The sequence below is a fragment of the Caldimonas sp. KR1-144 genome (assembly GCF_049446155.1).
GTDB lineage: Bacteria > Pseudomonadota > Gammaproteobacteria > Burkholderiales > Burkholderiaceae_C > Rivibacter.
In genome coordinates this window covers 394355-421270 of the sequence record NZ_JBMSEE010000004.1, presented here as the reverse complement: position 1 = coordinate 421270, position 26916 = coordinate 394355, and the positions used below count along the sequence as shown (strand labels likewise).

Here is a 26916-nt window from a genome sequence, read left to right as displayed (position 1 = left end):
GAGAACACCCATGCGATTCAAACGCCCGCAGGTGCGCTATGCCGACACGCCGCAGCCTGCGACCCCGTATCAATCCGCCGCGCAAGTGTGGGACGAGCGCATCGGTTCGTCCCGCGTGCAAGCGAAGAACTGGCGGCTGATGGCTTTCGGCTGCCTGCTGCTGGCGCTGCTGATGGCCGGCGGCCTGGTGTGGCGCTCCGCGCAATCCATCGTCACGCCCTACGTGGTGGAGGTGGACAACGCGGGCCAAGTGCGCGCCGTCGGCGAAGCCGCCACGCCGTACCGGCCCAGCGATGCACAAGTGGCCTACCACCTGGGCCGCTTCATCGAGCTGGTGCGCTCGCTGTCCATCGACCCCATTGTCGTGCGCCAGAACTGGCTCGACGCCTACGACTACACCACCGACAAGGGCGCCGTGGTGCTCAACGACTACGCGCGCACCAACGACCCGTTCGCGCGTATCGGCAAGGAATCCGTCACGGTGCAGATAACCAGCGTGACCCGCGCCAGCGACACGTCTTTCAACGTGCGCTGGACGGAACGGCGCTTCGTCAACGGCGCCGCGGCGGGCACTGAACGCTGGAACGCCGTGATTTCCATCGTGCAGCAGACCCCGCGCACCGAACAGCGCCTGCGCAAGAACCCCCTGGGCATCTACGTCAACGGCCTGTCGTGGAGCCGTGAGCTGGATTCTTCCGAAGGAGCAAAACCATGAACCTGTCTTTCCGCTTTTACGCTTTGCCGTTGATGCTCGTTGCCTTGGCGGGCTGCGCCACACAGGGCAAGCCGCCGCCGGCCATCTCGCTCGATGAGCCGGTGCAGGCCCAGCCGCTGCCGGAGCCGCCCGCGCCGGTGGAAGTGGTCAAGGTGCCCGAGCCGCTGGCGCTGCCGGCGCAGTTGAAGCCGTTGCCCGAAGCCGAGGCCGCCAAGCCCGTGCCGGAACCGGCCGACGAAACTGTGCGCGTCTCGCGTGCCAATGCCGAGGCGCGCATCGCGCCCACGCGCGAGGGCTACGTCAATGCGATTCAGGTGTGGCCCTTCACCGATGGCGCGCTGTATCAGGTCTATGCGGCCGTGGGCCGCGTGACCGTGATCGCGCTCCAGCCCGGCGAGGAACTGGTGACGGTCGCCGCGGGCGACACGGTGCGCTGGATCGTGGGCGACACGTCCAGCGGCAGCGGTGATGCGCTGCGCGTGAACGTGATGGTCAAGCCCATCCGCTCGGGCCTCAAGACGAATCTGGTCATCACCACCAGCCGGCGCACCTACCTGCTGGAGCTGACCTCGACCGAAAAGACATGGATGGCCTCGGTTTCCTGGGAGTACCCGAAGGACAAGATGCTGGCCTTGCAGCGCCAGGCGCAGGCGGCCAGCACCGCCGCGCCTGTTGATACCGGCTTGTCGCTGGAGAAGATCCGCTTCCGCTACGCGGTCAGCGGCAGCAATCCGCCGTGGAAGCCGCTGCGCGCCTTCGATGACGGCGAGAAGGTCTATATCCAGTTCCCCGCCGGCATCGCGCAAGGCGAGCTGCCGCCGCTGTTCGTGATCGGTGCGCAGGGCGACGGGCAACTGGTGAACTACCGCTTCCGCGCGCCGTACTACATCGTGGATCGCCTCTTTGGCGCGGCGGAGCTGCGCCTGGGCGGCGACAAGGGCGACGTGGTGCGGATCGAGCGCACGGACGGCACCCGGAGGAACTGACCATGAGCAAGGACGACACCCCCGACCGTGCCGCGCCGCAGGCGGGCAAGGTCGCGCCCGAGGCGGTGGCGCTGCGCGCCCAGCCGCGCCCGGTCACTCGCCTGAACCGGCGCACGCTGGCGATGCTCATGGGCGGCCTGTCGGTCGCCGTGCTGGGTGCGACTATCTGGTCATTGCAGCCGCACCGGCGGGGCGCGGGCGAGCAGACCGAGCTTTACAACGTCGATCGCGTGAGCAAGTCCGAAGGGCTGGACGGCCTGCCTTCGGACTACTCGAAGCTGCCGCAGAAGGTGCCCGAGCTGGGGCCGCCGCTGCCGGGCGACCTTGGCCCCGCCATCGTGGCCTCGCAGCAGCCGGTAACGCCGACCTATGCGCCGCCCGGCCACGACCCAGAGGACGCCTTGCGCAAGGAGGCCGACGCCGCGGCGGCCTCATCGGTGTTCTTCCGCTCGGGCCAGCAGGGCAAGGCCGCAGCGCCAGCCACGGCCCAAACCCCTGCGGCTGCGCCGGGCAGCGCCTTCGACCCGCTGGCGGCCGGGCCGGCCTCGACAGCGGCCCAGCCCGCCGACCCGACCGCCACGCAGAACCGGCAAGACCAGAAGGAGGCGTTCCTGAAAGGCGGTTCTACGGAAACCCGCAATTCCGGCAACCTGCAAATGCCGGCATCGCCGTATCAGGTCATGGCTGGCACGGTGATCGCCGGGGCGCTCGTCACGGGCATCAAGTCGGACTTGCCGGGCGACGTGATCGCCACGGTGACGGAGCCGGTCTATGACTCGGCCACAGGCAAGTTCCTGCTGATCCCGCAAGGCTCGCGCATCATGGGCAAATACAACAGCCAGGTCAGCTACGGGCAGAGTCGCGTGCAGGTGGTGTGGAACCGGATCATCCTGCCGGACACGTCTTCGCTGACCATCGACAACCTTGTGGGCACCGACCCGGCCGGCTATTCCGGCCTCGAAGATGGCGTGGACTACCACTGGAGCCGCATCGTCGCCGGCGCGGCGCTGACGACGCTACTGGGCGTGGGTGCCGAGTTGGCCGCGCCGGAGAACCGGCAGGACGGCAACCGCATCGTGATCGCGGGGCGCGACAGCGCGCAGGACAGCATCAATCAGGTCGGCCAGGAGATGACCCGGCGCAACATGAACATCCAGCCGACCTTGACCGAGCGGCCGGGCCTGCCGGTGCGGATCATCGTCAAGCGTGACCTGGTGCTGCGACCGTACCAGCCGATGTTCTTCAACAGGGGGGCGATGCGATGAGCACGGGCAAGAAGCTGCGGCTCGGGCCACTGCCGAAACTGGAGTCCACGAAGCTGACCTTCGCGTGTCCGGCCAGCCTGCGGGCCGACCTCGACCGCTACGCCGCGCTGCACGCGCAGACCTACGGCGAGGCGGTCGATGCTGCGACGCTCATCCCGCACATGCTGGAGGCGTTCATGGCTGGGGATCGAGGATTCAGGAAAGGAGCAGTGGCGGCGGCGAAGGCCGTGCAACCGAAACAGGCCTGATTTTGTTGGTTCATCACGACGAAAGCGCAGCCTACGGGCTGCGCTTTCGCTTTTGGAGTGGATTGCACCAGGCTAGAAGCTACAACAGCGATGCGCCCCGGCTCGCCGGAGTGCCCCTACACTTGCCACCGCAAAGCGCCTATGTGGCACCTAGCCTAAAAAGCAGTAGGAGCGCGCAACGGTCGATTTTTGGCCTAACCTATTGCCCCACAAGACCTTTCATGTTGCTGCCTGTCCGCATCAAAGGCTTGACAGCGGACATTTTTCATTGCACTGAGTTGCTCTTCTAGGCGATCGCGTCGAGCAGTTCGCTTTCGATCTCGAGCTGCTGGCGGCTGAGCTGCAGCGAGGGGCCGTCGACGAGGAAGGTGTCCTCGACGCGCTCGCCGAGCGTCGAGACCTTGGCGAGCTGCAGGTTGATCTGGTGGCGCGCCAGCACGCGCGCAATCGCATAAAGCAGGCCGGAGCGGTCGCTGGTCGAGACGCTGAGCAGCCAGCGTTGCGCTCGCTCGTCGGGGCGCAGCGAGACGCGCGGCGTGATCGGGAAGCTGCGCACGCGTCGCGACTGGCGGCCGCGGCTGGGTTCGGGCAGCGCCTTGGTCGTCACCAGCGCCTGCAAGAGCTGCGTTTCCACCAGCGAGATCAGGTCGCGGTAGCTGACGCCGGTGCCTTGCTCGAGCTGCGGCGCGATCACCTGGAAAGTGTCGAGCGCGTAGCCGGTCTTGGTGGTGTGGACCTTGGCGTCGAGGATGTTGAACTGCGCGTAGTCGAAGTAGCCGCAGATGCGCGCGAACAGGTCTTGCCGGTCGGGTGCGTAGACCAGCACCTGCAGCCCTTCGCCGACGCTCGACAGCCGCGCGCGCACCACCGGCGTCGGCGAGGCCACGTGCTGGTAGAGCGAGCGTGCGTGCCAGGCGAGGTCGGCCGCGTCGTGTCGCGCGAAGTAGCTGATCTCGAGCGTGGCCCACAGCGGCTGCTCGATGCCGGTCGGCAGCGAGTAGAGGTTCAGCGCGTGCTGCGCCTCCTGCTGGCGCGCCTCGATCTCGGCGTCGAGGTTGGGCCGCGCGCCGCCCAGCGCACGCAGCGCGGCGCGGTACAGGTCTTCGAGCAGCTTGCCCTTCCAGGCGTTCCAGACCTTGGGGCTGGTGCCGCGGATGTCGGCCACGGTCAGCAGGTAGAGCGCGGTCAGCCAGCGCGGGTTGCGCACGCGCGCGGCGAAGCCTTCGACCACCGCGGCGTCGGCCAGGTCTTCCTTTTGCGCGACGCGGCTCATCGTCAGGTGTTCCTTGACGAGAAACTCGATCAGCTGCGCATCCTCGCGCTCGATGCCGTGCTCGCGGCAAAAGCGCCGCACCTCGACCGCGCCGAGGTCCGAATGGTCGCCGCCGCGACCCTTGGCCACGTCGTGGAAGAGGGCGGCGACGTAGAGCACCCAGGGCTTGTCGAAGCTGGCCGCGAGCTGGGTGCAGAACGGGTACTCGTGCGCGTGCTCAGGGATGAAGAAGCGCCGCACGTTGCGCAGCACCATCAGGATGTGCTGGTCCACGGTGTAGACGTGGAACAGGTCGTGCTGCATCTGGCCGACGATGCGGCGGAACACCCAGAGATAGCGGCCGAGCACCGAGGTCTGGTTCATCAGCCGGAACGCGTGCGTGTGCCCCTCGGGCTGGCGCAGGATCTGCATGAACAGCGCGCGGTTGACCGGGTCGCGGCGGAACTTCGCGTCCATCAGCTCGCGCGCGTTGTACAGCGCGCGCAGCGTCCGCGCCGACAGGCCCTTGATGCCGACCGACTGCTGGAAGACCAGGAAGGTCTCCAGGATGGCGTGGCGGTCGCGCTCGTAGAGATCGTCGCTGGCCACCTCGAGCATGCCGGCGCGGTCGAAGAATTTCTCGTTGATCGGGCGCATCGGCGCGCCCACCGAGCCGGTGATGCGCTCCTCGATGTTGAGCATCAGGATCTGGTTGAGCTGCGCCACCGCCTTGGCGGCCCAGTAGTAGCGCCGCATCAGCGCCTCGGAGGCGCGGCGCTCGCGCGTGTTCTGGTAGCCGAAGGTCTCGGCCACGGCGGTCTGCAGGTCGAACACCAGTCGGTCTTCGCGGCGCCCGGCCACCACGTGCAGGCGCGCGCGGATCAGCTTGAGCAGGCCCTCGTTGCGCTGCAGCTGCTTGACCTCGAACGCCGTGACCAGGCCGTTGGCCGCCATCGCATGCCAGTTCTTGCCCAGGCCGGCCGCGCGCGCGACCCAGACCAGGACTTGCAGGTCGCGCAGGCCGCCCGGGCTTTCCTTGCAGTTGGGCTCGAGCGAGTAGGGCGTGTCCTCGTACTTCACGTGGCGCTGCCGCATCTCGAGCAGCTTGGCGCGAAAGAAGGCGGACGCATCCATCGCCTGCGCCTGGGCGCGGCGGAACTGGTCGAACAGGCGCCGGCTGCCGCAGAGGAAACGCGCCTCGAGCAGCGAGGTCTGCACCGTCACGTCGCGTTCGGCCTCGGCGACGCATTCGCTGACGGTGCGCACGCTCGAGCCGATCTCCAGGCCGATGTCCCAGCAGGCGGTGATGAAGCCGCTGATGGTCGACTGCTGCGCGTCGTGGTCGGCGGCGTGCAAGCTCTCGTCCGGCAGCAGCACCAGCACGTCGACATCGGAATACGGGAACAGCTCCGCGCGCCCGTAGCCGCCCACGGCCACCAGCGTGGCGCCGCGCGGCATGCCGGCGTGCAGCCAGAGGTCGGTCAGCGTCAGGTCGACGTGGTGGGCGAGGCCGCGCAGCAGCTGCGAGGTGGCCGGCGCGGTCGGCCGCGCCTCGCGAAAGCGCTGGATCAGGGCCGCCTTGCCGTCGCGCAGGCGCGCACGCAGTTCGGCCACCGAAGGGGGAGGGGACACCGGGCCGGCATCGACCGGCGAGATCACCGCCGCCATGACGAGCGCGCCGCGCTCAGGCGGCCTGGGCCGCCGGCGCCGTCACGAAGGCCGGCGGCGGCGGGCTGCCGGCCGACAGCGTCAGCACCTCGTAGCCGGTCTCGGTGACCAGCACCGTGTGCTCCCACTGAGCCGACAGCGAACGGTCCTTGGTGACGATGGTCCAGCCGTCGTAATGGCCGCCCTTGCGGTCTTCCTTGATCTCGCGGCGGCCGGCGTTGATCATCGGCTCGATCGTGAAGATCATGCCCGGCACCAGGGTCTCGAGCGTGCCGGGGCGGCCGTAGTGCAGCACCTGCGGCTCCTCGTGGAACTTGCGGCCCACGCCGTGGCCGCAGAACTCGCGCACGACGCTGTAGCCCTGGTTCTCGGCGAAGGTCTGGATCGCATGGCCGATGTCGCCCAGGCGCGCGCCCGGCTTGACCTTGACGATGCCCTTCCACATGGCCTCGTAGGTGATCTGGCACAGGCGGTTGGCCGCGATCGAGCCCTTGCCGACCACGAACATGCGGCTGTTGTCGCCGTGCCAGCCGTCCTTGATCACCGTGACGTCGATGTTGACGATGTCGCCGTCCTTGAGCGGCTTCTCGTTCGGGATGCCGTGGCAGACCTGCTCGTTCACCGACGCGCACAGCGATGCCGGGTAGGCGGGATAGCCGGGCGGCTGGTAGCCCAGCGTGGCCGGCACGGCCTTCTGGACGTTGACGATGTAGTCGTGCGCGAGGCGGTCGAGTTCGAGCGTGGTGACGCCGGGCTTGATGTGGGGCGTCAGCATGTCCAGGACTTCGGAGCCCAGGCGGCCCGCGACGCGCATGCCTTCGATTTCAGCGCCGGTCTTGATGGGGATCGTCATGCCCGGGATTATCCCACCGGGTCCGTAGAATCTCGGGTTCCACGGCCCATCCCCCACGAGGGGCGCAGCCGTTTCCGGTTCATCTCGAGTCACCTCGTTCGTCCGCCGCCCGACGGGTTCCATGACCTCCTCCAAGCACCTGATCCATTTCGAGGGCGGCAACGCCTTGTCCGCCTTCCGTGCGCAGGCCCTGCTGCCGAAGTTGCAGGCCGCATGCCCCAAGGTGACCGGCGTCACCGCGCGTTTCGTGCATTGGGTCTGGAGCGACGCAGCGCTGGGCGGCGGAGAACTCGACAAGCTCCAGGCACTGCTGACCTACGGCGACGCCTACAACGGCGGCAGCGACGGCGCGCTGGTGGTCGTGGCACCGCGCCTGGGCACGGTGTCGCCCTGGGCCAGCAAGGCCACCGACATCGTCCACAACTGCGGCCTCGCGCAGGTTCACCGCGTCGAGCGCGTCACCGAGTACCGGCTCGCGCTCAAGAGCGGGCTGCTGGGCGGCGCCAAGCCCTTGTCGGCCGACGAGCTGGCCGCCTGTGCGGCGCTGCTGCACGACCGCATGACCGAGAGCGTGGCCTTCGAGCGCGAGTCGGCGCGCCACCTGTTCGACGAGCAGCCGGCCGAGCCGCTGGCGCACGTCGACGTGGTCGGGCGCGGTCGCGCCGCGCTGGACGCCGCGAACACCGAATTCGGCCTGGCGCTGTCGGCCGACGAGATCGACTACCTGGTCGACGCCTTCACCAAGCTGGGCCGCAACCCGAGCGACGTCGAGCTGATGATGTTCGCGCAGGCCAACAGCGAGCACTGCCGCCACAAGATCTTCAACGCGCAGTTCACGATCGACGGCCAGGCGCAGCCGCTGTCGATGTTCGGGATGATCCGCAACACCGAGAAGCTGCATCCGCAGCACACGGTGGTCGCCTACAACGACAACGCGGCGGTGATGGAGGGCGGCCCCGTCGAGCGCTGGCTGCCGCAGGGCTACACCAACGCACCGCAGTACGGCGCGCGTCACGAGACGGCGCACGTGCTGATGAAGGTCGAGACGCACAACCATCCGACGGCGATCTCGCCGCATCCGGGCGCCTCCACCGGCGCCGGCGGCGAGATCCGCGACGAGGGCGCGACCGGCCGCGGCGCCAAGCCCAAGGCGGGCCTGACGGGCTTCTCGGTCAGCAACCTGTACCTGCCCGGAACGAACGAGCCCTGGGAGCGCGAGCCCTACGGCAAGCCCGAACACATCGCCAGCGCGCTGGCCATCATGACCGAGGGCCCGCTGGGCGGCGCGGCCTTCAACAACGAGTTCGGTCGGCCCAATCTCGGCGGCTATTTCCGCGTGTTCGAGCAGACGGTCGCCGGCGTGCGCCGCGGCTACCACAAGCCCATCATGATCGCCGGCGGCCTGGGCACGATCAGCGCCGGCCAGACGCACAAGCTCCCCTTCGGCGCCGGCACGCTCCTGATCCAGCTCGGCGGCCCCGGCATGCGCATCGGCATGGGCGGCGGCGCGGCCAGCTCGATGGCCGCCGGCAGCAACACCGCGGCGCTCGACTTCGATTCGGTGCAGCGCGGCAACCCGGAGATCCAGCGTCGGGCGCAGGAGGTCATCAACCACTGCTGGGCGCTGGGCGAGAGCAACCCCATCGTCGCGATCCACGACGTTGGGGCAGGCGGCATCAGCAACGCTTTCCCGGAGCTGGTCGACGGCGCCGGCAAGGGCGCGCGCTTCGACCTGCGCAAGGTGCCGCTGGAAGAAAGCGGCCTCGCACCCAAGGAGGTCTGGTGCAACGAGAGCCAGGAGCGCTACGTCCTGGCGGTGACGCCCGAGGCGCTGCCGCTATTCGACGAGATGTGCCGCCGTGAACGCTGCCCCTATGCGGTGATCGGCACCGCGACCGACGACCAGGAACTGATCCTCGAAGACGGTCCCGGCGGCGAGCGCGTGATCGACATGCCGATGGACGTGCTGCTCGGCAAGCCGCCCAAGATGCAGCGCGACGTCACGCGCATCGAGCGCCAGGAAAAGCCGCTCGACCTCACCGGCGTCAAGCTCGAGCAGGCCGCGTTCGACGTGCTGCGCCACCCGACCGTGGCGTCCAAGCGCTTCCTCGTGACCATCGGCGACCGCACCGTCGGCGGCCTGAACCATCGCGACCAGATGGTCGGCCCGTGGCAGGTGCCGGTGGCCGACTGCGCCGTGACGCTGGCCGACTACGCGGGCTTTCGCGGCGAGGCGATGAGCATGGGCGAGCGCACGCCGCTCGCGTCGATTGATGCGCCCGCCTCGGGCCGCATGGCGGTGGCCGAGGCCATCACCAACCTGCTGGCCGCGCCGATCGGGCTCGAGCGCGTCAAGCTCAGCTGCAACTGGATGGCGGCCTGCGGCGAGCCCGGCGAGGACGCCGCGCTCTACGACACCGTCAAGGCGGTCGGCATGGAGCTGTGCCCGGCGCTGGGCATCAGCGTGCCGGTCGGCAAGGACTCCTTGTCGATGCGCACGCGCTGGAGCGAGGGCGGCCAAGGCGGCGCCATCAAGCAGGTCACCGCGCCGGTGAGCCTGATCGTCTCGGCCTTCGCGACGCTCGATGACGTGCGCGGCACGTTGACGCCGCAACTGCAGCCGGGCGACACGACGCTGCTGCTGATCGATCTCGGCAACGGCCGCAACCGCATGGGCGGCTCGATCCTGGCGCAGACGCTCAACCAGTTCGGCGATGTCGTGCCCGACCTCGACGACGCGGCCCAGCTCAAGGCCCTGGTCGACGCCATCAACCGCCTGCGCGGCGAAGGCAAGCTGCTGGCCTACCACGACCGATCCGACGGCGGCCTGTGGGCGGCGGTCTGCGAAATGGCCTTCGCCGGCCACCTGGGCGTGAGCCTCAACGTCGACCTGCTGGTCACCGAGAGCGACGGCATCAATGACAGCCGCGCCGAGTACGGCGACTCGAAGAACTGGGCCAGCCAGGTCGGCGAGCGCCGCAACGAGCTCACGCTCAAGGCGCTGTTCGCCGAAGAGCTGGGCGCGGTGATCCAGGTGCGCACCAGCGAGCGCGACGCCGTGATCGCAGCGCTGCGCGAGGGCGGCCTGTCCAAGCACACCCACGTGATCGGAAAGACCAACGAGCGCGGCGTGGTCGAGGTCTGGCGTGACGCCAAGGCGCAGTTCAGCGCGCCGCTCGAGCAGCTGCACAAGACCTGGGACGAGGTCAGCTGGCGCATCGCTGCGCAGCGCGACAACCCCGCCTGCGCCGACAGCGAGCATGCCGCCGCCGGTGCCGCGGACGACCCCGGCCTGCACGTGCAGCTCAGCTTCGACCCTGCCGAAGACATCGCCGCACCCTTCATCGCCACCGGCGCGCGACCCAAGTTCGCCGTCCTGCGCGAGCAGGGCGTGAACTCGCACGTCGAGATGAGCTACGCGATGGCGAAGGCCGGCTTCGACACCTTCGACGTGCACATGACCGACCTGCAGACCGGTCGTGCGCGCCTGGACCAGTTCAAGGGCTTCGTCGCCTGCGGCGGCTTCAGCTACGGCGACACGCTCGGTGCCGGCGAGGGCTGGGCGCGCTCGGTGATGTTCAACCCGGCGCTGGCCGAGCAGTTCGCGGCCTTCTTCGCGCGCACCGACACCTTTGCGCTCGGCGTGTGCAACGGCTGCCAGATGCTGGCGGCGCTGAGCCCCATCATCCCCGGCGCGCAGGACTGGCCCAAGTTCACGCGCAACCGCAGCGAGCAGTTCGAGGCGCGCCTGTCGCAGGTCGAGGTGCTCGACAGCCCGTCGATCTTCTTCAAGGGGATGGCCGGCAGCCGCCTGCCGATCGCGGTGGCGCACGGCGAGGGCTTTGCCGACTTTTCCCAGCGCGGCGACGCGCGCAAGGTGCTGCGCGCGATGCGCTTCGTCGACGGCCACGGCCAGCCGACCGAGGTCTACCCGGCCAACCCGAACGGCAGCCCCGAGGGCCTGACCGCGGTGACCACCGCCGACGGCCGCTTCACCGCGCTGATGCCGCACCCGGAGCGCGTGTTCCGCAACGTGCTGATGAGCTGGACCTCGGGCGATCGCAGCGAGCTCAGCCCCTGGATGCGCATGTTCCGCAACGCGCGGGTCTGGGTCGGCTGATGTCGGCTGATCGCGCTGCCGCTCAGGCGGTGCGCAGCCTGAACGCCGCCACCGTGCGCGCCAGGCGCTCGGCCTGCTGACGCAGGCTGGCCGCTGCAGCGCTGGTTTCGTCGACCAGCGCCGCGTTGGCCTGGGTGGCGGCATCGAGCTGCTGCACGGCCTGCGCGACCTGGTCGACGCCCTGGCGTTGTTCACCGCTCGCCGCGGCGATCTGCGCCACCAGTTCGGCCACCTCGTGCACATGGTCGACCGCGCGCCCGATCGCCGCGCCGGCACTCTCGGCGGTCGCGTGGCCGGCGTCGATGCCGCGGGTGCTGGCGTCGATCAGGGCCTTGATTTCGCGCGCGGCTTCGGCGCTGCGCGAGGCCAGCGTGCGCACCTCAGCCGCGACGACGGCGAAGCCGCGGCCGTGCTCGCCCGCACGCGCCGCCTCCACCGCCGCGTTGAGCGCGAGGATGTTGGTCTGGAACGCGATGCCGTCGATCACGCCGGTGATGCCGGCGATGCGCCCGCCGGCCTCGCGGATGGTCGCCATCGTTTCGACCATGCGCGCCACGGCCTGGCCGCCGTCGCCGGCGATCTGCGAGGTGCGCGTGGCCAGCTCGCGCGCATGGCATGCGTGATCGCAGGCTTCACGCAGGCTGACGGCCATCTCTTCCATCGAGGCGGCGGTCTGCTGCAGTTCGCCGGCCTGGCGTTCGGTGCGCGCGCTCAGGTCCTGGTTGCCATGGGCAATCTCGCCCGATGCCGCCGCGATGGCCTCGACCCCCTGACGGACGTCGCCCACCATCGCCGAGAGCTGCTGCGTCATCGACGACAGGGCCAGTTGCAGCCGGCCGATCTCGTCGCGCCGGTCCGTGGCCAGGTCCGCCGCCAGGTCGCCTTGCGCGACGCGGTCGGCCTGGGCCGCGCAGTCCTGCAGCGGCGCCAGGATGCTGCGGCGCGCCAGCAGGTAGGTGACGAGCATCGCGACCAGCATCGTCGCGGCGGCGAGGGCCATCGCCGCCAGTCCGCGCGAGCGGGCCTGCTCGAAGCCGCGCGCCGACGATTCGGCGAAGCCGTTGGCCTGGCTCACGGTGGCATCGACGCCTTGCCGGTGCGCGAGGTACAGGGCATGGACCTCGTCGAGCCCGCGGCGCGCCGCATCGGCGTCGCCGCGCATCAGCGGCTCCAGCACGCCGCGGCGCGCCTCGGCCATGAAGGCCTGTGCCGCCTCGTGCTGGGCGCCGAGCAGGGCGCGCTCGAGCCCGAACGGGGGATTGGCGCGCCAGTGGGCCGCACGCGCGTCGTACTCGCGCGCCAGCCGCTCGAACTCGTCGCGCGCTTCGTCGAGCGCCAAGGTCCGCTCGACCGCGCGCGACAGCAGCAGCCGCATCTCGATCAGGTACATCGGCGGCGGCAGGATGTCGGCGACGACGTCCTTGCCGATCATGACCTCGCGTGCACGGGCGTCGAGCGCCGAGAAGCTGGAGATCGCCTGGCCCAGCATGATCAGCGTGGCCAAGGTGCCGACGGCGCCGATCGACAGCAGCGCGCCGCGCAGGGATTTGAAAGGGTTCATGTCGGATGCTGCCGGTGACAGTGGCGATGCCCCTGATGTCGGCTGATCCGCGCCGATCGCCTTGCCTCGCCGCGTGGCGGGACTTGACTGTCGGCGGCCCGGCGCTCAGGACAGGGCCGTTTCGTCGACCGTCAAGGCCGGCCGCGCCTCGGCCAGCAGCGCATACGAGCGCTTGCGCGCGTCGTGGTCGTGCACCGCGCAGGTGACGATCAGCTCGTCGGCGCGCGTCAGTGCGAGCAGCTCGCGCAGCCGCCGCACCACCGTGGCCGGCGAACCGACCGCCGAGACCGCCAGCGCGCGCTCGACGCCGAGCCGCTCCGGCTCGCTCCAGCGTCCGTCCATCGTGGCCACCGGACGCGGCAGGGGCCCGCGTTGGCCGCGCTGCATGCCCAGGAAGCGCTGCTGGAGCGAGGTGAACAGCCGCGCCGCTTCGTCGTCGCTGTCGGCGGCGATCACGTTGACGCCGACCGCCGCGTACGGCCGGGCCAGCGTGGCCGACGGCCGGAAGCGCTCGCGATAGATCTCGAGCGCCTGCAGCAGCATGGCCGGCGCGAAGTGCGAGGCGAACGCGAACGGCAGGCCGAGCATGGCCGCGACCTGGGCGCCGTAGAGGCTGGAGCCGAGGATCCACACCGGCACCTCGGTGCCGACGCCGGGGATCGCACGCACCGGCTGGCCCGGGCGGGCCGGACCGAGGTAGGACTGCAGCTCCTGGACATCGGCAATGAACGAATCGTCGTCCTGCACCAGGGTGCGCCGCAGCGCGCGCATCGTGACGGGGTCGGTACCGGGCGCGCGGCCGAGCCCGAGGTCGATGCGCCCGGGATACAGCGTCGCCAGCGTGCCGAACTGCTCCGCGATCACCAGCGGCGCGTGGTTGGGCAGCATCACGCCGGCCGAGCCGACGCGCATGCGCGAGGTGCCGCCGGCCACATGGCCGATCAGCACCGCGGTCGCGGAGCTGGCCACACCCTCCATGTTGTGGTGCTCGGCCAGCCAGTAGCGGCCGAAACCGAGCGCCTCGGCGTGGCGCGCGAGATCGAGCGTGTGGGCGAGCGCCCGGGCGGCATCGCCGCCTTCGACGATGGGCGAGAGATCGAGGACGGACAGGGCAACGGGATTCACGCGCGGCAGTGTAGGCATCGGCCCGCGGCGCCACCGCCCGTGCGCGCCAAGCCCATGGCTCGTGCGCGTGCAACGCGCCGTCGCGCGCCGCCGCGCGTGGACTTGCGCTAGGGCGCTACTGCGCGTCGCGGCCGAGCCGGTGCATGCGCGCAAACCATTTGCTCGCGGCGGCTTCGTCGATGCGGTCGACCAGGCCCACCAGCGTCTCGCGGATCGGCGCGATGCCGACGAAGCCGAGGATGTTGCGCTCCAGCGATCGCAGGCTGTGGGCGCGGAACCAGTGGCGGTACACCAGCGCCGGCATGCCCATCGTGACGACGACGCGCGCTGAGCGCCCGGCCAGCGCCTTGACCGCGAACGGGTTGTCGCCCTCGGAGCGGACCGCGAAGCCGGGCCGCGCCACCTGTTCGAGAAAGCCCTTCAGCAGCGCCGGCATGTCGCCCAGCCACAGCGGGAAGCACAGCACGATGTGCTCCGCCCAGCCGATCGCCTGTTGCGCCTCGTGCAGCCCCGAGGGCAGCGAACCATGCTGCCATTCGCGCTGGCTGCGCAGCAGCGGGAAGTCGAGGTCGGCCACGTGGACCTCGCGCAGCTCATGGCCGGCTTCGCGCGCGCCCTGCGCATAGGCCTCGGCCAGTGCGTGGCCCAGGTGGCGGTGCCCGCCGTCGGGATGTCCCTGAAGGATGAGGATGCGGCGGCCTGTCATCGGATCTCCGGCTGGTGGTGTCGGCGGCGATGACGCATCATCGGCAGCGCCACCGCCGGCCAGCTTGAGCCAGCGCAAGGACAGGGAAGCCGCCATGACCGCCATGCTGCTGGTGCGCCGCCTGCTGATCGATCTCGAGGCACCGTTCGCGCGCCACTGGTGCGGCGGCGACGCGTTTCGCAGCGCCTTCTTCGACGCGCTGTCGATGAGCTTTCCGCTCGGCGAGCAGTTCTTCATCGACTCGGTGCGCGCCGGCGTCGAGGCGCTGCCCGAGGCCGAGCGCGAGCGCTTCTCGCCGCAGGTGCAGGGCTTCGTCGGCCAGGAGGCGACGCACCGGCGCGTCCACGCGCTGTTCAACAGCCATCTCGAACGGCAGGGTTATCGAAACGGCTGGGAGCGCCGCATCGCCGCGCGATTGCCGCGCCTGGCGGGCACCGACCGCCGCCACGCGGTCGCGATCACGGCCGCGACCGAACACTTCACCGCCATCCTCGCCGAGCACCTGCTCGCGCATCCGCAGGTGCTCGACGGCGCCGAGCCACGGCTGCGCGCGCTCTGGCTGTGGCACGCGTCCGAGGAATCCGAGCACCGCAGCGTGGCCTTCGACCTGTACCGCGCGATGGGCGGCAACGAGGCCTGGCGGCGCCGCTGGTTCCGCGTCGTGACGATGACCTTCCTCTACGACGCACTGCGCCAGACCGCCTCCAACCTGCGCCGCGACGGCGAGCTATGGCGCTGGCGCAGCTGGGTCAGCGGCGCGCGCTTCCTGTTCGGGCGCGAGGGCGTCGTGCGCTGCACCTTCGGGCCGTGGCGAGCGTACCGGCGCGCGGACTTCCATCCGTCGCAGCAAGACAGCTCGCGCGCCGAGCGCTGGCTGGCCGAGCACGCCGACGCGTATCGGGTCGTCGGCGAGCGGGCCCAGGCTTAGCTGGCGGCCATCGCCGCACCGGCACGCTCGGCGAGCGGCCCACGCTGCCGCGCGACGTAGGCGCGCAGGCGCTGCGGGTAGTCGGGCGCCACGGCGGCGCGCACCGAGGCGCGCTGCCCCAGTGCCCGTCGCCAGGCGGCCGCGCGCGGCGCCTGGGCGAGCCAGTCGACCGGCAGCAGGGTCTCGAACAGGTCGAGATAGCGGAACACCGGCGCGAACGCCGCATCGACCAGCGAGAACGCCTCGCCGCCGAACCACGGCCCGCATGGGTCCAGGGCCGCGTCGAGCTGCCGAAGGCGCTGCTGCAGCGACTGCGTGTGCTGTGCGAGCGCGGCCTCGTCGGGCGCCGTGTAAAGGCGCCAGATCAGGTCGAGCGTCGCCGAGGCGAACTCGACCCAGGCGCGGTGGCGGGCGCGCTCGAGCGCCTCGGGCGGATGCAGGCGCGGCGCGACGGTCTCGTCGAGGTACTCGGCGATCACCGCCGACTCGAACAGCGCCACGACCGCGTCGTCGTGCGCGACCAGCAGCACGGGCGTCTTGCCCAGCGGCGAAACCGCGGCGAACCAGGCGGGCTTGCGCTCGAGGTCGATGTCCACACGCAGAAATGCCTGGTCCTTCTCCGCCAGCGCGATCGCAGCGCGCTGGACGTAAGGGCACAGCGCGTGGCTGACCAGCACGGGCCGGCCGGGCTCGACCGCGAACGGCAAGGTGGCGGGATCGATCGTCATGGCGGCCACTCCCGTTTCAGGCGCGCGCGCCGCCGAGCCCGAGCGCATGCGCTGCGGCCGGGGTCGACAGCGCAAAGCGCCCGTCGCCCAGCAGGCCGTGCGCGATCGACATCGCGGCCAGGAAGGCCGGGTACTCCCAGCCGCCGCCGGCCGCGGTGAAGACCCAGCCATGGGGCCAGTGGATCGCGAGGGCGCCGGCCAGGATCGGCAGCAGCGCCAGCGAGGCGCGCGCGCCGTGCCAACCCAGCAGGATCAGCAGACCGCCGCCGATCTCGGCCAGCACGATCGGCCAGGCCAGCGCTGCCGGCAGGCCCTGCTGCTCGAGAAAGCCGCGAAAGCCGGCCATCGTGAAGACGCCGAGCTTGAGCCAGGCGTGGCTGAACCACATCGCGGCCAGGCTGGCGCGCAAGAGCAGTCGCGCGGCATCGCTGCGCGTGGCAAAAGGTGAATGCATGAGGACCTCCGGTAGACGTTGCATCGGTACCGGCGAATAATGGGCGGCATCGCTCCATACTTAAATCGGCGCTGGTGAAATCTGCGTATGCATCGGCGCAAGCGAATGCGCCTAAAGCGGCGCCCAAAGCGGCGACCAAAGCGCCCGAGCTGAGCCCCCAGGACCTCGGTCTGGTGCTCGCGCTGGTGCGCGGCGGCACGCTGGCCGAGGCGGCGCGCCAGCTCGGCGTCGACAGCTCGACGGTGTTTCGCGCCATCGGACGGCTCGAGAAGCAGCTCGGGCTGGCGCTGTTCGTTCGCGGCCGGCGGGGCATGGCGGCCAACGACCTGGCGATGGCGCTGGCACGCCGCGCCGAGGCCATCGAGGGCGAACTCGACCAGGCGCGCGAGCTGCTGCGCACCGGCGACCGCGCGCTGACAGGCACGCTGCGCGTCACCACCACCGACACGATCCTGCAAGGGCTGCTGCTGCCGGCGCTGGCCGAGTTCCGCCGCGCCTGGCCGCAGCTCGAGCTGGAGCTGGTCACGACCAACCAGCTCGCGAGCCTGAGCCGGCGCGAGGCCGATGTCGCGATCCGCGCGACGCGCAAGCCGCCCGAACACCTGGTCGGCGCGCGCCTGGGCACGATCCGCTCGGCGCTGTGGGCCAGCGAGCGCTACCTGGCCGGCGCGCCCAGTGGCGGCGAACTGGCAGCGCTGGACTGGGTGTCGCCGGAGGCCGACGACATGCTGGCCGGCCATCCGTCCATCCAATGGCGCCGCGAGCGGCACCCAGCCGCGCAGCCGACGGTGCGCTGCAACAGCATCCTGGCGGTCGCGCAGGCGATCGAAGGCGGGCTGGGCATCGGCGTGGCGCCGCTGTTCCTGCTCGAAGGGCGCCCCGGCGTCGTCAATCTCAGCGGGCGCGTGCCCGAGCTCGACACCGACCTGTGGATGCTGTCCCACGCCGACGTGCGGCATTTGCGCCGCGTGAAGGTCTTCTTCGATTTCCTGCGCGAGCGCCTGCAGCTGTCATGACCTCTTTCGACCCGCGGCCCCGCTACGACCGCCTCGACGCGCTGCGCGGCGTCGCCATCGTCTGGATGGCGGTGTTTCACTTCTGCTTCGACCTCGCGCACTTCAAGCTCGTCGGCTGGAACTTTCGCAGCGACCCGTTGTGGACCGTGCAGCGCACGATGATCGTGAGCCTGTTCCTGTTCACGGCCGGCCTGTCGCAGGCGGTGGCGCAAGCCCAGGGCCAGCGCTGGCCGCGCTTCTGGCGCCGCTGGGCGCAGATCGTCGCGTGCGCGCTGCTGGTGAGCGCCGGGTCGGCGCTGATGTTCCCGCGCACCTTCATCTACTTCGGCGTGCTGCACGGCATCGCGGTGATGCTGGTGATCGCGCGGCTGAGCGGCAGCTGGGGACGCTGGCTGTGGCTCGCGGGTCTGCTGGCGATCGCGGCGCCGCATCTCGTGCAGATCGAGGCCTTCAACGGCCGCGCGCTGAACTGGACCGGCCTCGTGACGCGCAAGCCGGCCACCGAGGACTACGTGCCGCTGCTGCCGTGGCTGGGCGTGATGTGGTGGGGCCTGGCGGCGGGGCAATGGCTGCTGCGCGAGCGCCCGTCGTGGCTGCAGGGCGGCCTGCCGCGCGCGGCACATCCGCTCGCGCTGCTCGGCCGCTGGAGCCTGAGCTTCTACATGCTGCACCAGCCGGTACTGATCGGCCTGATCATGGCGGCGATGTGGTGGCTGAAATGACGAAGGGCGCCCGCAGGCGCCCTTCGATGGTCGTCGTGGCCGATCAGCTGCCGAACTTGTAGTCGGTCTTGGCCTTGGTCTTGAGCTCGTCGCGGAAGGCGGCGAGCTTTTGCTGCGTGAGGCGCTGCTTGATCTGCGGCGTCACTTCCTCGACCGTGGGCAGCTGCACGTCGCGGATGTCTTCGACCTTGATGATGTGCCAGCCGAACGAGGTCTTGACCGGCGCATCGGTCATCTGGCCCTTGGCCAGCTTGGCCATCGCCTGCGAGAACTCGGGCACATAGGCGTTGGCCGGCGACCAGTCGAGGTCGCCGCCGTTGGGCGCCGAGCCCGGGTCCTTGCTGTTCTTCTTGGCCAGTTCCTCGAAGCTCGCGCCGCCCTTGATCTGCGTGATCAGCGACTTGGCGTCTTCTTCCTTCTCGACCAGGATGTGGCGGGTGTGGTATTCCTTGGCGTCGCCGGCCTGGGCCTTGAACTTGTCGTACTCGGCCTTGATGTCGGCGTCGGTGACCGGGTTCTTCTTCTCGTAGTCGGCGAACAGCTCGCGGATCAGCACCGTCTGGCGCAGCAGCTCCATCTGCTCGCGGTACGAGGCGCTCGCCGGCAGGCCGCGCTTCTCGGCCTCCTGCACGAAGATCTCGCGCAGCACGACCTCGTCCTTGACCTGCTGCTCGAGCTCGGGCGTGCGGGGCTGGCCGCCTTGCTTGGTGATCTGGTTCATCAGCGTCTCGACACGGGCCTTGGGCACCGGCTTGCCGTTGACGATGGTGATGTTCTGCGCGCTCGCGATGGCGGGCGCGAGAAGGACCGCGGCGAGGGCGATCGACGACAGCCGAGCGGCAGCGATTCGAGCTTTCATGCGGGGGAGACGGTGAACGTCGGATGAGATCAACGCGGGGAGGGTATTGGCCGGGTGCTGCGAGCACCGGTGGCCGGCCCGGTTCAGGCGGCGGCTTCGGCCGGGGTCAGCGTCTGCAGCGCCAGTGCGTGGATGCCGCGATGCATCCAGGGGGCCAAAGCATCATACACAAGGCGATGCCGCGCGATGCGCGCCAAACCATCGAAGCGCTGACTGACCAGGCGCACCTTGTAGTGCCCGCCGGCGCGTGCGCCGGCATGGCCGGCGTGGGACGCGCTGTCGTCGACCACATCGATCGCGAGCACCGGCAGCGCGGCGCGCAATGCGGCCTCGATCGCCGCGGGCGTCGGGCGCTCGTGCAGGGGAACGACAGGATCGCTCACGGCCGCGGCGCCTCGCCGCTCGTGGTCGCGGCCTCTTCCTCGGGTGCCAGGTGGCGGCTCAGGTAGACGCCCTGGGCCAGCATGAACAACAGCATCAGGCCGACGCCGCCGAACAGCTTGAAGTTGACCCAGGCGTCGGTCGAGAAGCTGTAGGCCACCCACAGGTTGGCCAGGCCCATCAGCGCGAAGAAGCCGATCCACATCAGCGTCAGCGTGCGCCACACGGGCACGGGCAGCTTGAGTTGCTCGCCCATCAGCACCTGCAGGAGGTTCTTCTTGAACAGCGCCTGGCTGGCCCAGAAGGCCAGGCCCATGACCCAGTACAGGACGCTGGGCTTCCACTTGATGAAGGTCTCGTTCTGGAACCACACGGTCGCACCGCCGAGCACCGTAACCAGGCCCAGGCTGACCCACAGCATCGTGTCGACCTTCTTGCGGCGCGCGAGCAGCCAGCCGATCTGCGCGAAGGTTGCGGCGATCACCACCAGCGTGGCCAGCAGCACCGGCGCGATCTTGGCGTCGACGATGCCGCCCGAGACCATGCTGCCGAAGTGGCTGGTGGCAAAGGCGGCCGCGGCATCGGGGTTGCCCTCCGCCACCTTGAAGACGGCGAAGAACAGGACGATCGGGAGGAAATCGAACAACAGCTTCATCGGTGCTGGCAGGGCCTTCGCCGCGTCACGGCCGGGGCTCGAAGTTTAGGGCCGCCGAGTTGATGCAATAGCGCTCGCCGGTTTCGGTCGGGCCGTCGGGGAAGACGTGGCCGAGATGCGAGCCGCAGTCCATGCAGCGCACCTCGACGCGCACCATGCCGTGGCTGCGGTCGACCACGCGCTCGATGATCTCGGCGCGCACGGGCTTGTCGTAGCTCGGCCAGCCGCAGCCGGCGTCGAACTTGGTGTCCGACTCGAACAGCGGTGCGCCGCAGGCGACGCACTTGTAGACGCCGTTTTCCCAGTGGTCCCAGTACTGGCCGGTGAAGGCGCGTTCGGTCGCGGCGTGGCGCGTGACCTCGTATTGCATGCGGTCGAGCTGCTCGCGCCACTCGGCGTCGGACTTGACGACCTTGCGGGGGGTGGAGTCGGGGGAGTCGTGGGTGGCGGCACTCATGATGAACAGGACACCTCGATGCTTTGAGCCCAGTCGGGCGGGAAGTCGGCGTACGCGCGCGGCGCCGACGCCTGTTCGTCGAACGGGCGCTGCAGAACTTTCAGCAGCCGTTCGATTTCAGAGAAGTCTCCCGAATCGCCCGCGCGGATCGCCGTCTCGGCCAGATGGTTGCGCAGCACGAACTTCGGATTGACGGCATTCATGCGCACCGCGCGCTCGGCGTCGATGCTGGATTCGGTCGCCAGGCGGGCGGCATAGCGCTGCGCCCAGGCGTCGAAGCCGGCGCGGTCGATGAAGAGGTCGCGCAGCGCGGCGTTGTCGGCGCCGGGGGCGGTGGAGAACGTGCCCAGGCGGCGCCACAGGATCGTGTAGTCGGTGCGCTCGGCGGCGGCCAGGCGCAGCAGGTCGTCGGCCAGCGCCGGGTCGCCGTCCTGCGCGCTGGCCAGGCCCAGCTTGGCGCGCAGGCGCGATTCAAGCGCGCCCGGCAGCGTTGCGCGATAGGGCTCGATCGCTTCCAGCGCGAGCTCCGAGGCCGCCTCGGGCTCGTCGCCGAACAGCGGCAAAAGCGCGGTGGCCAGTGCCTGCAGGTTCCACCACGCGACGCCGGGCTGGCGCGCGTAGGCGTAGCGGCCCTGGTGGTCCGAGTGGTTGCAGATGTGCATCGGCTCGAAACCGTCGAGAAAGCCGAACGGGCCGTAGTCGATCGTGAGCCCCAGCAGGCTCATGTTGTCGGTGTTCATCACGCCGTGGCAAAAGCCCACGGCCTGCCAGTCGGCCATCAGCTCGGCGGTGCGGCGCGCCACCTCGCGCAGCATCGCGGCCACCGGCTGGGCGTCGTCCCGGCAGGCCGGGAAGTGATGGTCGATCGCAAAGTCGACCAGCGCGCGCAGTGCGTCAAGGTCTTGCGCGGTGTGCGTGAAATGCTCGAAGTGCCCGAAGCGCAGGAAGCTCGGTGCGACGCGCGTGACCACCGCGCCGGTCTCGATGGTCTCGCGCCGCACCGGCAGCGGCGAGCCGACCACGGCCAGTGCGCGCGTGGTCGGGATGCCGAGATGGTGCATCGCCTCCGAACACAGGAACTCGCGGATCGACGAGCGCAGCACCGCGCGGCCGTCGCCCATGCGCGAGTAGGGCGTGAGGCCGCTGCCCTTGAGCTGGATCTCCTGCGGCCCGATCGGCGAATCGACCTCGCCGAGCAGCAGCGCGCGGCCGTCGCCGAGCTGGCCGGCCCACACGCCGAACTGGTGGCCGCTGTAGACGCTGGCGAGCGGGCGCATGCCGGGCCAGGTGGCCGCGCCGCTGAAGACCTCGAGCGCGCGCCAGTCGGGCCGCGTGGCCCAGTCGCCGGGCCAGCCGAGCGAGGCGGCCAGCGCATCGTTGCGCGCGACCCAGTGCGGCGAGGGCAGGGCTTGCGCGGGCAGCTCGGTGAAGTAGCGCGGGCCGAGCGCAGCGAAGCGATTGGGCCAGCGCAGCGCCGGCGCCTCGAGCGCGGCATCGAGGAGGGCGGACATGGCAGCCAGTCTAGGCCTCGAAGGCAAACCGCTGCCCGTGTAGGGCCTGTCGAGACATCCGGTCGCAGGGGCACGGTGTCATCTCAGTGACTGGCCGGGCTAGGGTTGACCGCGTGTTTCGCCGGCGAGATGGCGTCCCTATGATGCAGCGCGCAAATTCGCCGTCACATGGAAAGCAGGAGAACCGCATGGCGCAGTTGATGGGCCAGATGATGCAGATGCCGCTGTCGATCTCGTCATTGATCACGCATGCGGCGCGCCACCACGGCGACACGGAGATCGTCTCCAAGCGCGTCGAAGGCGACCTGCACCGCACCACCTGGGCCGAGACCGAGCTGCGCTCCCGCAAGCTGGCCCAGGCCTTCGCGCGCCTGGGCCTGGCGGCCGGCGAGCGCGTCGGCACGCTGGCCTGGAACGGCTATCGCCACCTCGAGATCTACTACGGCAGCTCCGGTTCCCAGCTGGTGTGCCACACCGTCAACCCGCGCCTGTTCCCGGAGCAGATCGCCTGGATCATCGGCGACGCCGAGGACAAGGTGCTGTGCTTCGACCTCACCTTCTTGCCGCTGGTCGAGAAGCTCGCGCCGGCCTTGAAGACGGTGCGGCACTTCGTGCTGATGACCGACCGCGCGCACATGCCGGCGCAGACGACGATTCCCGACCTGCTGTGCTACGAGGAACTGGTGGAAGCCGAGAACGGCCAGTACACCTGGCCCGAGTTCGACGAGAACACCGCCTCGAGCATCTGCTACACGTCGGGCACGACCGGCAACCCCAAGGGCGCGGTCTACAGCCACCGCTCGACCGTGCTGCACGCCTTCGCGGCCGCGCTGCCCGACGCGATGGCGCTGGCCGCGCGCGACACGGTGCTGCCGGTGGTGCCGATGTTCCACGTCAATGCCTGGGGCCTGCCGTACGCGGCAGCGATGACTGGCTGCCGGCTCGTGTTTCCCGGCCCGCATCTCGACGGCAAGTCGCTCTACGAGCTGTTCGAGAACGAGCGCGTGAGCTTCAGCGCCGGCGTGCCGACGGTCTGGCTGGGGCTGCTCACCTACGTGAAGCAGAACAACCTGAAGTTCTCGACCTTCAAGCGCACCGTGATCGGCGGCTCGGCCTGCCCGCCGGCGATGATCCGCACGCTGGAAGACGACTTCGGCGTCGAGGTGATCCATGCCTGGGGCATGACCGAGCTGTCGCCCCTGGGCACGCTGGCGCGGCTGAAATCCAAGCACGACACGCTCTCGCGCGAGGAGCGCCAGCACATCCTCGAAAAGCAGGGCAAGGCGGTCTACGGCATCGACATGGCCATCGTCGGCGACGACGGCAAGGCGCTGGCCTGGGACGGCAAGACCTCGGGCGACCTGGTGGTGCGCGGGCCGTGGGTGATCCGCCGCTACTTCAAGCAGGAGGGTTCGCCGTTGCAGAGCATCGACGGGCGCGAATGGTTCCCGACCGGCGACGTCGCGGCGATCGATGCCGACGCCTACATGCAGATCACCGACCGCAGCAAGGACGTCATCAAGTCCGGCGGCGAGTGGATTAGCTCCATCGACCTCGAGAACATCGCGATGGCGCACCCGGCGGTGCACGAGGCGGCCGCCATCGCCTGCCGGCACCCCAAGTGGGACGAGCGCCCGCTGCTGGTGGTGGTGAAGAAGCCCGGCGCGGAACTCACGCGCGAGGAGATGCTGGCGCACTTCGAGGGCCGCATCGCCAAGTGGCAGATCCCGGACGACGTGGCCTTCGTGGCCGAGATCCCGCACACGGCGACCGGCAAGATGCAAAAGCTCAAGCTGCGCGAGCAGTTCAGGGACTACAAGCTGCCGACGGCTTGAGTCTGCGGGGCAGCCCGCCGGTCATCGTCTTTACGGAGCCGGGACGGACCTGCAAGGGTGTGGGTCGTCGCAGGGAAACACCGCTTGCCTGGACGGGCTGGGCGCGGCGGGACGGCGTGGGTGCCTCGGAGGCGCCGAGGAGCGCAGCTTCGGGGGCGGCGCGCGCAGCGCGCTTCGACGTCTGACTCGCCGATTTGTTTGAGCGCAGTGAGCAACGCGAACGCAGCGAGTTATGAGGCGCGCCCCCGAAGCGAGCACCGCAGGGAAGTCGACGCCACGGGCGTCGACCGCCTCCGCGAAGCCCGCGACGGCCCGCCGCGCCCAGCCTGTCCACAGCGCGCACCAACGCCAATGCCAAGCCGCGATGCCCCCGTGTCCTCTGAGTGACAGAACCTGTCGGGAAGTCCCTGAATCCCGCACCGCAGCAGCGGCATTAACCTGCGCTCGCTTTGACACACAACGACCTCGGGGCTCCCGAGGGCACAAGGAGACGGCGATGCGATTCACGAAGCGGATGTTCGGGCTGACGGTCGGCGCATCGATGGCGCTGGCTGGCGGATTGGCCTTTGCGCAAAAGGGCGAGACGGTCAAGATCGCGTGGATCGATCCGCTGTCGGGCCTCATGGCGCCGGTCGGCCAGAACCAGGTCAAGAGCTTCCAGTTCTTCGCCGAGAAGTTCAACAACGATCCCAAGCTGAACCCCGCGGGCGTGAAGTTCGAGATCGTGCCGATCGACAACAAGCTCAGCCCCACCGAGAGCCTCAACGCGCTCAAGGCTGCGATCGACCAGGGCGTGCGCTACATCACCCAGGGCAATGGCTCCTCGGTGGCCGGCGCGCTGATCGATGCGGTGGCCAAGCACAACGAGCGCAACCCGGGCAAGGAGATCGTCTACCTGAACCACTCGGCGGTCGATCCCGACTTCACGAACAGCAAGTGCAATTACTGGCACTTCCGCTTCGACGCCGACACCTCGATGAAGATGGAGGCCCTGACGACCTTCATGAAGGACCAGGCCGACATCAAGAAGGTCTACCTGCTCAACCAGAATTACTCGCATGGCCAGCAGGTCGCCCGCTACGCGAAGGAAAACCTCGCGAAGAAGCGCCCCGACGTTCAGATCGTCGGCGAGGACCTGCACCCGCTGGCCCAGGTGCGCGACTTCGCGCCCTACATCGCGAAGATCAAGGCCGCCGGCGCCGACACCGTGATCACCGGCAACTGGGGCTCCGACCTCGCGCTCCTGATGAAGGCGGCCAACGAGGGCGGCTTCAACGGCAAGTTCTTCACCTACTACACCGGCGTCAGCGGCACGCCCACCGCGCTGGGCAAGACCTTCGACGGCAAGATCTTCCAGGCCTCGTACAACCACTACAACCTGCCCGGCCAGATGGGCAAGTGGCAAAACGAGTTCAAGCAGAAGTTCAACGACGACTTCTACACCGGCTCGGTGATCCGCATCTACGCGGCGCTGTCCTCGGCGATGGCCAAGGCCAAGTCGACCGACCCGGTCAAGGTCGCCGCCGCGCTCGAGGGCCTGCGCTTCGACGGCCAGATGAACGGCGAGGTCGAGATGCGCAAGTCCGACCACCAGCTGCAGCAGCCGCTGTACATCACGGTCTGGCAGAAGGCCGACGCCAAGTACCCGTACAGCCCCGAGAACACCGGCATGACGCTGGCCCCGGTGGTCGAGTACCCGGCCTACGTGTCGAGCACGCCGACCAGCTGCCAGATGAAGCGTCCGTAAGCCTGCGGCTCACGCAGTCTCTGCAAGGGCCCGATCGGGTACGCCTCATCGGGCCCTTTGTTTTGCGCGCCGCATCGGCGGCTTGAATGAAACGAGCGACGATGGAGTTCATCACCATCTCGATGCTCAACGGCCTGAGCTACGGGCTGTTGCTGTTCATGCTGAGTTCGGGCCTCACGCTCATCTTCAGCATGATGGGCGTGCTGAACTTTGCGCACGCGAGCTTCTACATGATCGGTGCCTATGTCGCCTACACGATCGCCAAGATCGTCGGCTTCTGGCCCGGCCTGTTCATCGCGCCGATCGTCGTCGGCATCCTTGGCGCGCTGTTCGAGCGCACCAGCTTGCGCAAGGTGCACAAGTTCGGCCACGTGCCCGAGCTGCTGGTGACCTTCGGCATCTCCTACGTGATCCTCGAGCTGGTGCAGCTGGTGTGGGGACGCACCGCGGTCGAGTTCGCGCCGCCGCCCTCGCTGCAGGGTCCGGCCTTCACGCTGGTGCACGACGCGGCCGACAAGCTGCGCCTCGTGTGGGGCGCGGCGCCGCCCGAGCTGTGCGCGGCGGCCGGCACGATCTGCTCGCCGTTCCCGGCCACGCGCGGCTTCATGATGCTCGTCGCGCTGCTGATGCTGGTGTCGCTGTGGCTGCTGCTCACGCGCACGCGCATCGGCCTCGTGATCCAGGCGGCGCTCACGCACCCGGAGATGGTCGAGTCGCTCGGCCACAACGTGCCGCGCGTGTTCATGCTGGTGTTCGGCGCCGGCTCGGCGCTCGCCGGCCTGGCCGGGGTGGTCGGCGGCATCACCTTCGTCACCGAGCCGCAGATGGCGGCCACGGTCGGCTCGGTGATCTTCGTCGTGGTGGTGGTCGGCGGCATGGGCTCGCTGGCGGGCGCCTTCCTCGCGTCGATCCTGATCGGCGTGATCCAGACCTTTGCGACGGCGCTCGACAACTCGCTGGCCGGCGGCCTCGCGTCGCTGGGCGTGCAGGTCTCGAGCAGCTCGGCCTGGTACACGCTGCTCAACCTGAAGCTCTCGCAGGTCGCGCCGATCCTGCCTTACCTGTTCCTCGTGCTGATCCTGATCTTCCGACCCAAGGGTCTGCTGGGCACGCGCGAGGGCTGA

At 69.4% G+C, this 26916-nt stretch carries 23 protein-coding genes; 11 read left to right on the top strand and 12 right to left on the bottom strand.

The genetic code is table 11. The features are described from left to right. The first annotated feature begins 10 nt into the window (after positions 1–10). Genes trbF through ACO2TI_RS12425 form a run of 4 tightly spaced genes read left to right on the top strand, consistent with a single transcriptional unit; the run spans position 11 to position 3214 of the window. Entirely contained in the window at positions 11–715 is a 705-nt protein-coding gene (gene trbF / locus ACO2TI_RS12440; RefSeq protein WP_024100055.1) for a conjugal transfer protein TrbF, read from the top strand. Next, positions 712–1701, top strand: a complete 990-nt coding sequence (gene trbG / locus ACO2TI_RS12435) for a P-type conjugative transfer protein TrbG (RefSeq protein ID WP_024100054.1) — start codon at positions 712–714, stop codon at positions 1699–1701. Before trbF ends, trbG begins: the two co-directional genes overlap by 4 nt. A gap of 2 nt (positions 1702–1703) precedes the next feature. Next, on the top strand, positions 1704–2966 hold the full coding sequence (locus ACO2TI_RS12430; RefSeq protein ID WP_024100053.1) for a TrbI/VirB10 family protein: 1263 nt from the start codon (positions 1704–1706) through the stop codon (positions 2964–2966). Beyond that, positions 2963–3214, top strand: coding sequence for a DUF2274 domain-containing protein (locus ACO2TI_RS12425; RefSeq protein WP_024100052.1), 252 nt, complete (start codon positions 2963–2965; stop codon positions 3212–3214). The genes ACO2TI_RS12430 and ACO2TI_RS12425 overlap by 4 nt, the downstream gene beginning before the upstream one ends. Before the next feature lie 286 nt (positions 3215–3500). On the opposite strand, the gene ACO2TI_RS12420 is transcribed toward ACO2TI_RS12425, so the two are convergent. After that, a complete protein-coding gene (locus ACO2TI_RS12420; protein ID WP_423284723.1) occupies positions 3501–6134 on the bottom strand; it encodes a [protein-PII] uridylyltransferase in 2634 nt (877 codons plus the stop codon). A gap of 16 nt (positions 6135–6150) precedes the next feature. Continuing rightward, entirely contained in the window at positions 6151–6987 is an 837-nt protein-coding gene (gene map / locus ACO2TI_RS12415; protein ID WP_423284722.1) for a type I methionyl aminopeptidase, read from the bottom strand. Between the two features lie 121 nt (positions 6988–7108). On the opposite strand from map, the gene purL reads away from it, so the two are divergent. Continuing rightward, on the top strand, positions 7109–11107 hold the full coding sequence (purL, locus tag ACO2TI_RS12410; RefSeq protein ID WP_423284720.1) for a phosphoribosylformylglycinamidine synthase: 3999 nt from the start codon (positions 7109–7111) through the stop codon (positions 11105–11107). A 22-nt stretch (positions 11108–11129) separates the two neighbouring features. Here purL and ACO2TI_RS12405 read toward each other — a convergent pair whose 3' ends face one another. From ACO2TI_RS12405 to ACO2TI_RS12395, 3 genes are all read right to left on the bottom strand, one after another. After that, positions 11130–12668, bottom strand: coding sequence for a methyl-accepting chemotaxis protein (locus ACO2TI_RS12405; protein ID WP_423284719.1), 1539 nt, complete (start codon positions 12666–12668; stop codon positions 11130–11132). A 105-nt stretch (positions 12669–12773) separates the two neighbouring features. Continuing rightward, the gene (locus ACO2TI_RS12400; protein WP_423284717.1) at positions 12774–13793 is read right to left on the bottom strand and encodes an LLM class flavin-dependent oxidoreductase; all 1020 of its coding nucleotides are present in this window, start codon (positions 13791–13793) and stop codon (positions 12774–12776) included. Between the two features lie 115 nt (positions 13794–13908). Next, positions 13909–14499: an NAD(P)H-dependent oxidoreductase gene (locus tag ACO2TI_RS12395; protein ID WP_423284716.1), complete on the bottom strand. Its 591-nt coding sequence runs from the start codon at positions 14497–14499 to the stop codon at positions 13909–13911. Positions 14500–14593: 94 nt separating this feature from the next. Between ACO2TI_RS12395 and ACO2TI_RS12390 the strand changes: the two genes are divergently transcribed. Continuing rightward, positions 14594–15427 carry a metal-dependent hydrolase gene (locus ACO2TI_RS12390; protein WP_423284714.1) on the top strand — a complete coding sequence of 278 codons (834 nt, stop codon included), beginning with the start codon at positions 14594–14596 and terminating at the stop codon, positions 15425–15427. Here ACO2TI_RS12390 and ACO2TI_RS12385 read toward each other — a convergent pair. Together ACO2TI_RS12385 and ACO2TI_RS12380 are read right to left on the bottom strand one after the other, a co-directional pair. Further along, positions 15424–16155 carry a glutathione S-transferase family protein gene (locus ACO2TI_RS12385; RefSeq protein WP_423284713.1) on the bottom strand — a complete coding sequence of 244 codons (732 nt, stop codon included), beginning with the start codon at positions 16153–16155 and terminating at the stop codon, positions 15424–15426. The two genes, ACO2TI_RS12390 and ACO2TI_RS12385, sit on opposite strands and share 4 nt — an antisense overlap. Before the next feature lie 16 nt (positions 16156–16171). After that, a complete protein-coding gene (locus ACO2TI_RS12380) occupies positions 16172–16609 on the bottom strand; it encodes a DoxX family protein (protein ID WP_423284711.1) in 438 nt (145 codons plus the stop codon). Between the two features lie 74 nt (positions 16610–16683). Here ACO2TI_RS12380 and ACO2TI_RS12375 point away from each other — a divergent pair, with 74 nt between their 5' ends. Next, the gene (locus ACO2TI_RS12375; RefSeq protein ID WP_423284709.1) at positions 16684–17625 is read left to right on the top strand and encodes a LysR family transcriptional regulator; all 942 of its coding nucleotides are present in this window, start codon (positions 16684–16686) and stop codon (positions 17623–17625) included. Continuing rightward, on the top strand, positions 17622–18347 hold the full coding sequence (locus ACO2TI_RS12370) for a DUF1624 domain-containing protein (protein ID WP_423284705.1): 726 nt from the start codon (positions 17622–17624) through the stop codon (positions 18345–18347). The genes ACO2TI_RS12375 and ACO2TI_RS12370 overlap by 4 nt, the downstream gene beginning before the upstream one ends. Before the next feature lie 43 nt (positions 18348–18390). On the opposite strand, the gene ACO2TI_RS12365 is transcribed toward ACO2TI_RS12370, so the two are convergent. The 5 genes from ACO2TI_RS12365 to ACO2TI_RS12345 form a co-directional block, all read right to left on the bottom strand. After that, the gene (locus ACO2TI_RS12365; RefSeq protein WP_423284703.1) at positions 18391–19206 is read right to left on the bottom strand and encodes a peptidylprolyl isomerase; all 816 of its coding nucleotides are present in this window, start codon (positions 19204–19206) and stop codon (positions 18391–18393) included. Between the two features lie 83 nt (positions 19207–19289). After that, entirely contained in the window at positions 19290–19589 is a 300-nt protein-coding gene (locus ACO2TI_RS12360; RefSeq protein ID WP_423284701.1) for a BolA family protein, read from the bottom strand. After that, a complete protein-coding gene (locus tag ACO2TI_RS12355) occupies positions 19586–20242 on the bottom strand; it encodes a septation protein A (RefSeq protein WP_423284699.1) in 657 nt (218 codons plus the stop codon). The genes ACO2TI_RS12360 and ACO2TI_RS12355 overlap by 4 nt, the downstream gene beginning before the upstream one ends. 25 nt (positions 20243–20267) lie before the next feature. Beyond that, positions 20268–20699 carry a peptide-methionine (R)-S-oxide reductase MsrB gene (gene msrB, locus ACO2TI_RS12350; protein WP_423284696.1) on the bottom strand — a complete coding sequence of 144 codons (432 nt, stop codon included), beginning with the start codon at positions 20697–20699 and terminating at the stop codon, positions 20268–20270. Next, the gene (locus ACO2TI_RS12345; RefSeq protein ID WP_423284694.1) at positions 20696–22210 is read right to left on the bottom strand and encodes a protein adenylyltransferase SelO; all 1515 of its coding nucleotides are present in this window, start codon (positions 22208–22210) and stop codon (positions 20696–20698) included. The genes msrB and ACO2TI_RS12345 overlap by 4 nt, the downstream gene beginning before the upstream one ends. 188 nt (positions 22211–22398) lie before the next feature. Between ACO2TI_RS12345 and ACO2TI_RS12340 the strand changes: the two genes are divergently transcribed. The 3 genes from ACO2TI_RS12340 to ACO2TI_RS12330 all read left to right on the top strand — a co-directional run bounded on the left by ACO2TI_RS12340 (position 22399) and on the right by ACO2TI_RS12330 (position 26916). Beyond that, positions 22399–24045, top strand: a complete 1647-nt coding sequence (locus tag ACO2TI_RS12340) for a 3-(methylthio)propionyl-CoA ligase (protein WP_423284691.1) — start codon at positions 22399–22401, stop codon at positions 24043–24045. 496 nt (positions 24046–24541) lie between these two features. Next, a complete protein-coding gene (locus ACO2TI_RS12335) occupies positions 24542–25792 on the top strand; it encodes a branched-chain amino acid ABC transporter substrate-binding protein (RefSeq protein ID WP_423284689.1) in 1251 nt (416 codons plus the stop codon). Between the two features lie 101 nt (positions 25793–25893). Continuing rightward, positions 25894–26916 (top strand): branched-chain amino acid ABC transporter permease, encoded by a 1023-nt coding sequence (locus ACO2TI_RS12330; RefSeq protein ID WP_423284688.1) that lies wholly within the window; start codon positions 25894–25896, stop codon positions 26914–26916.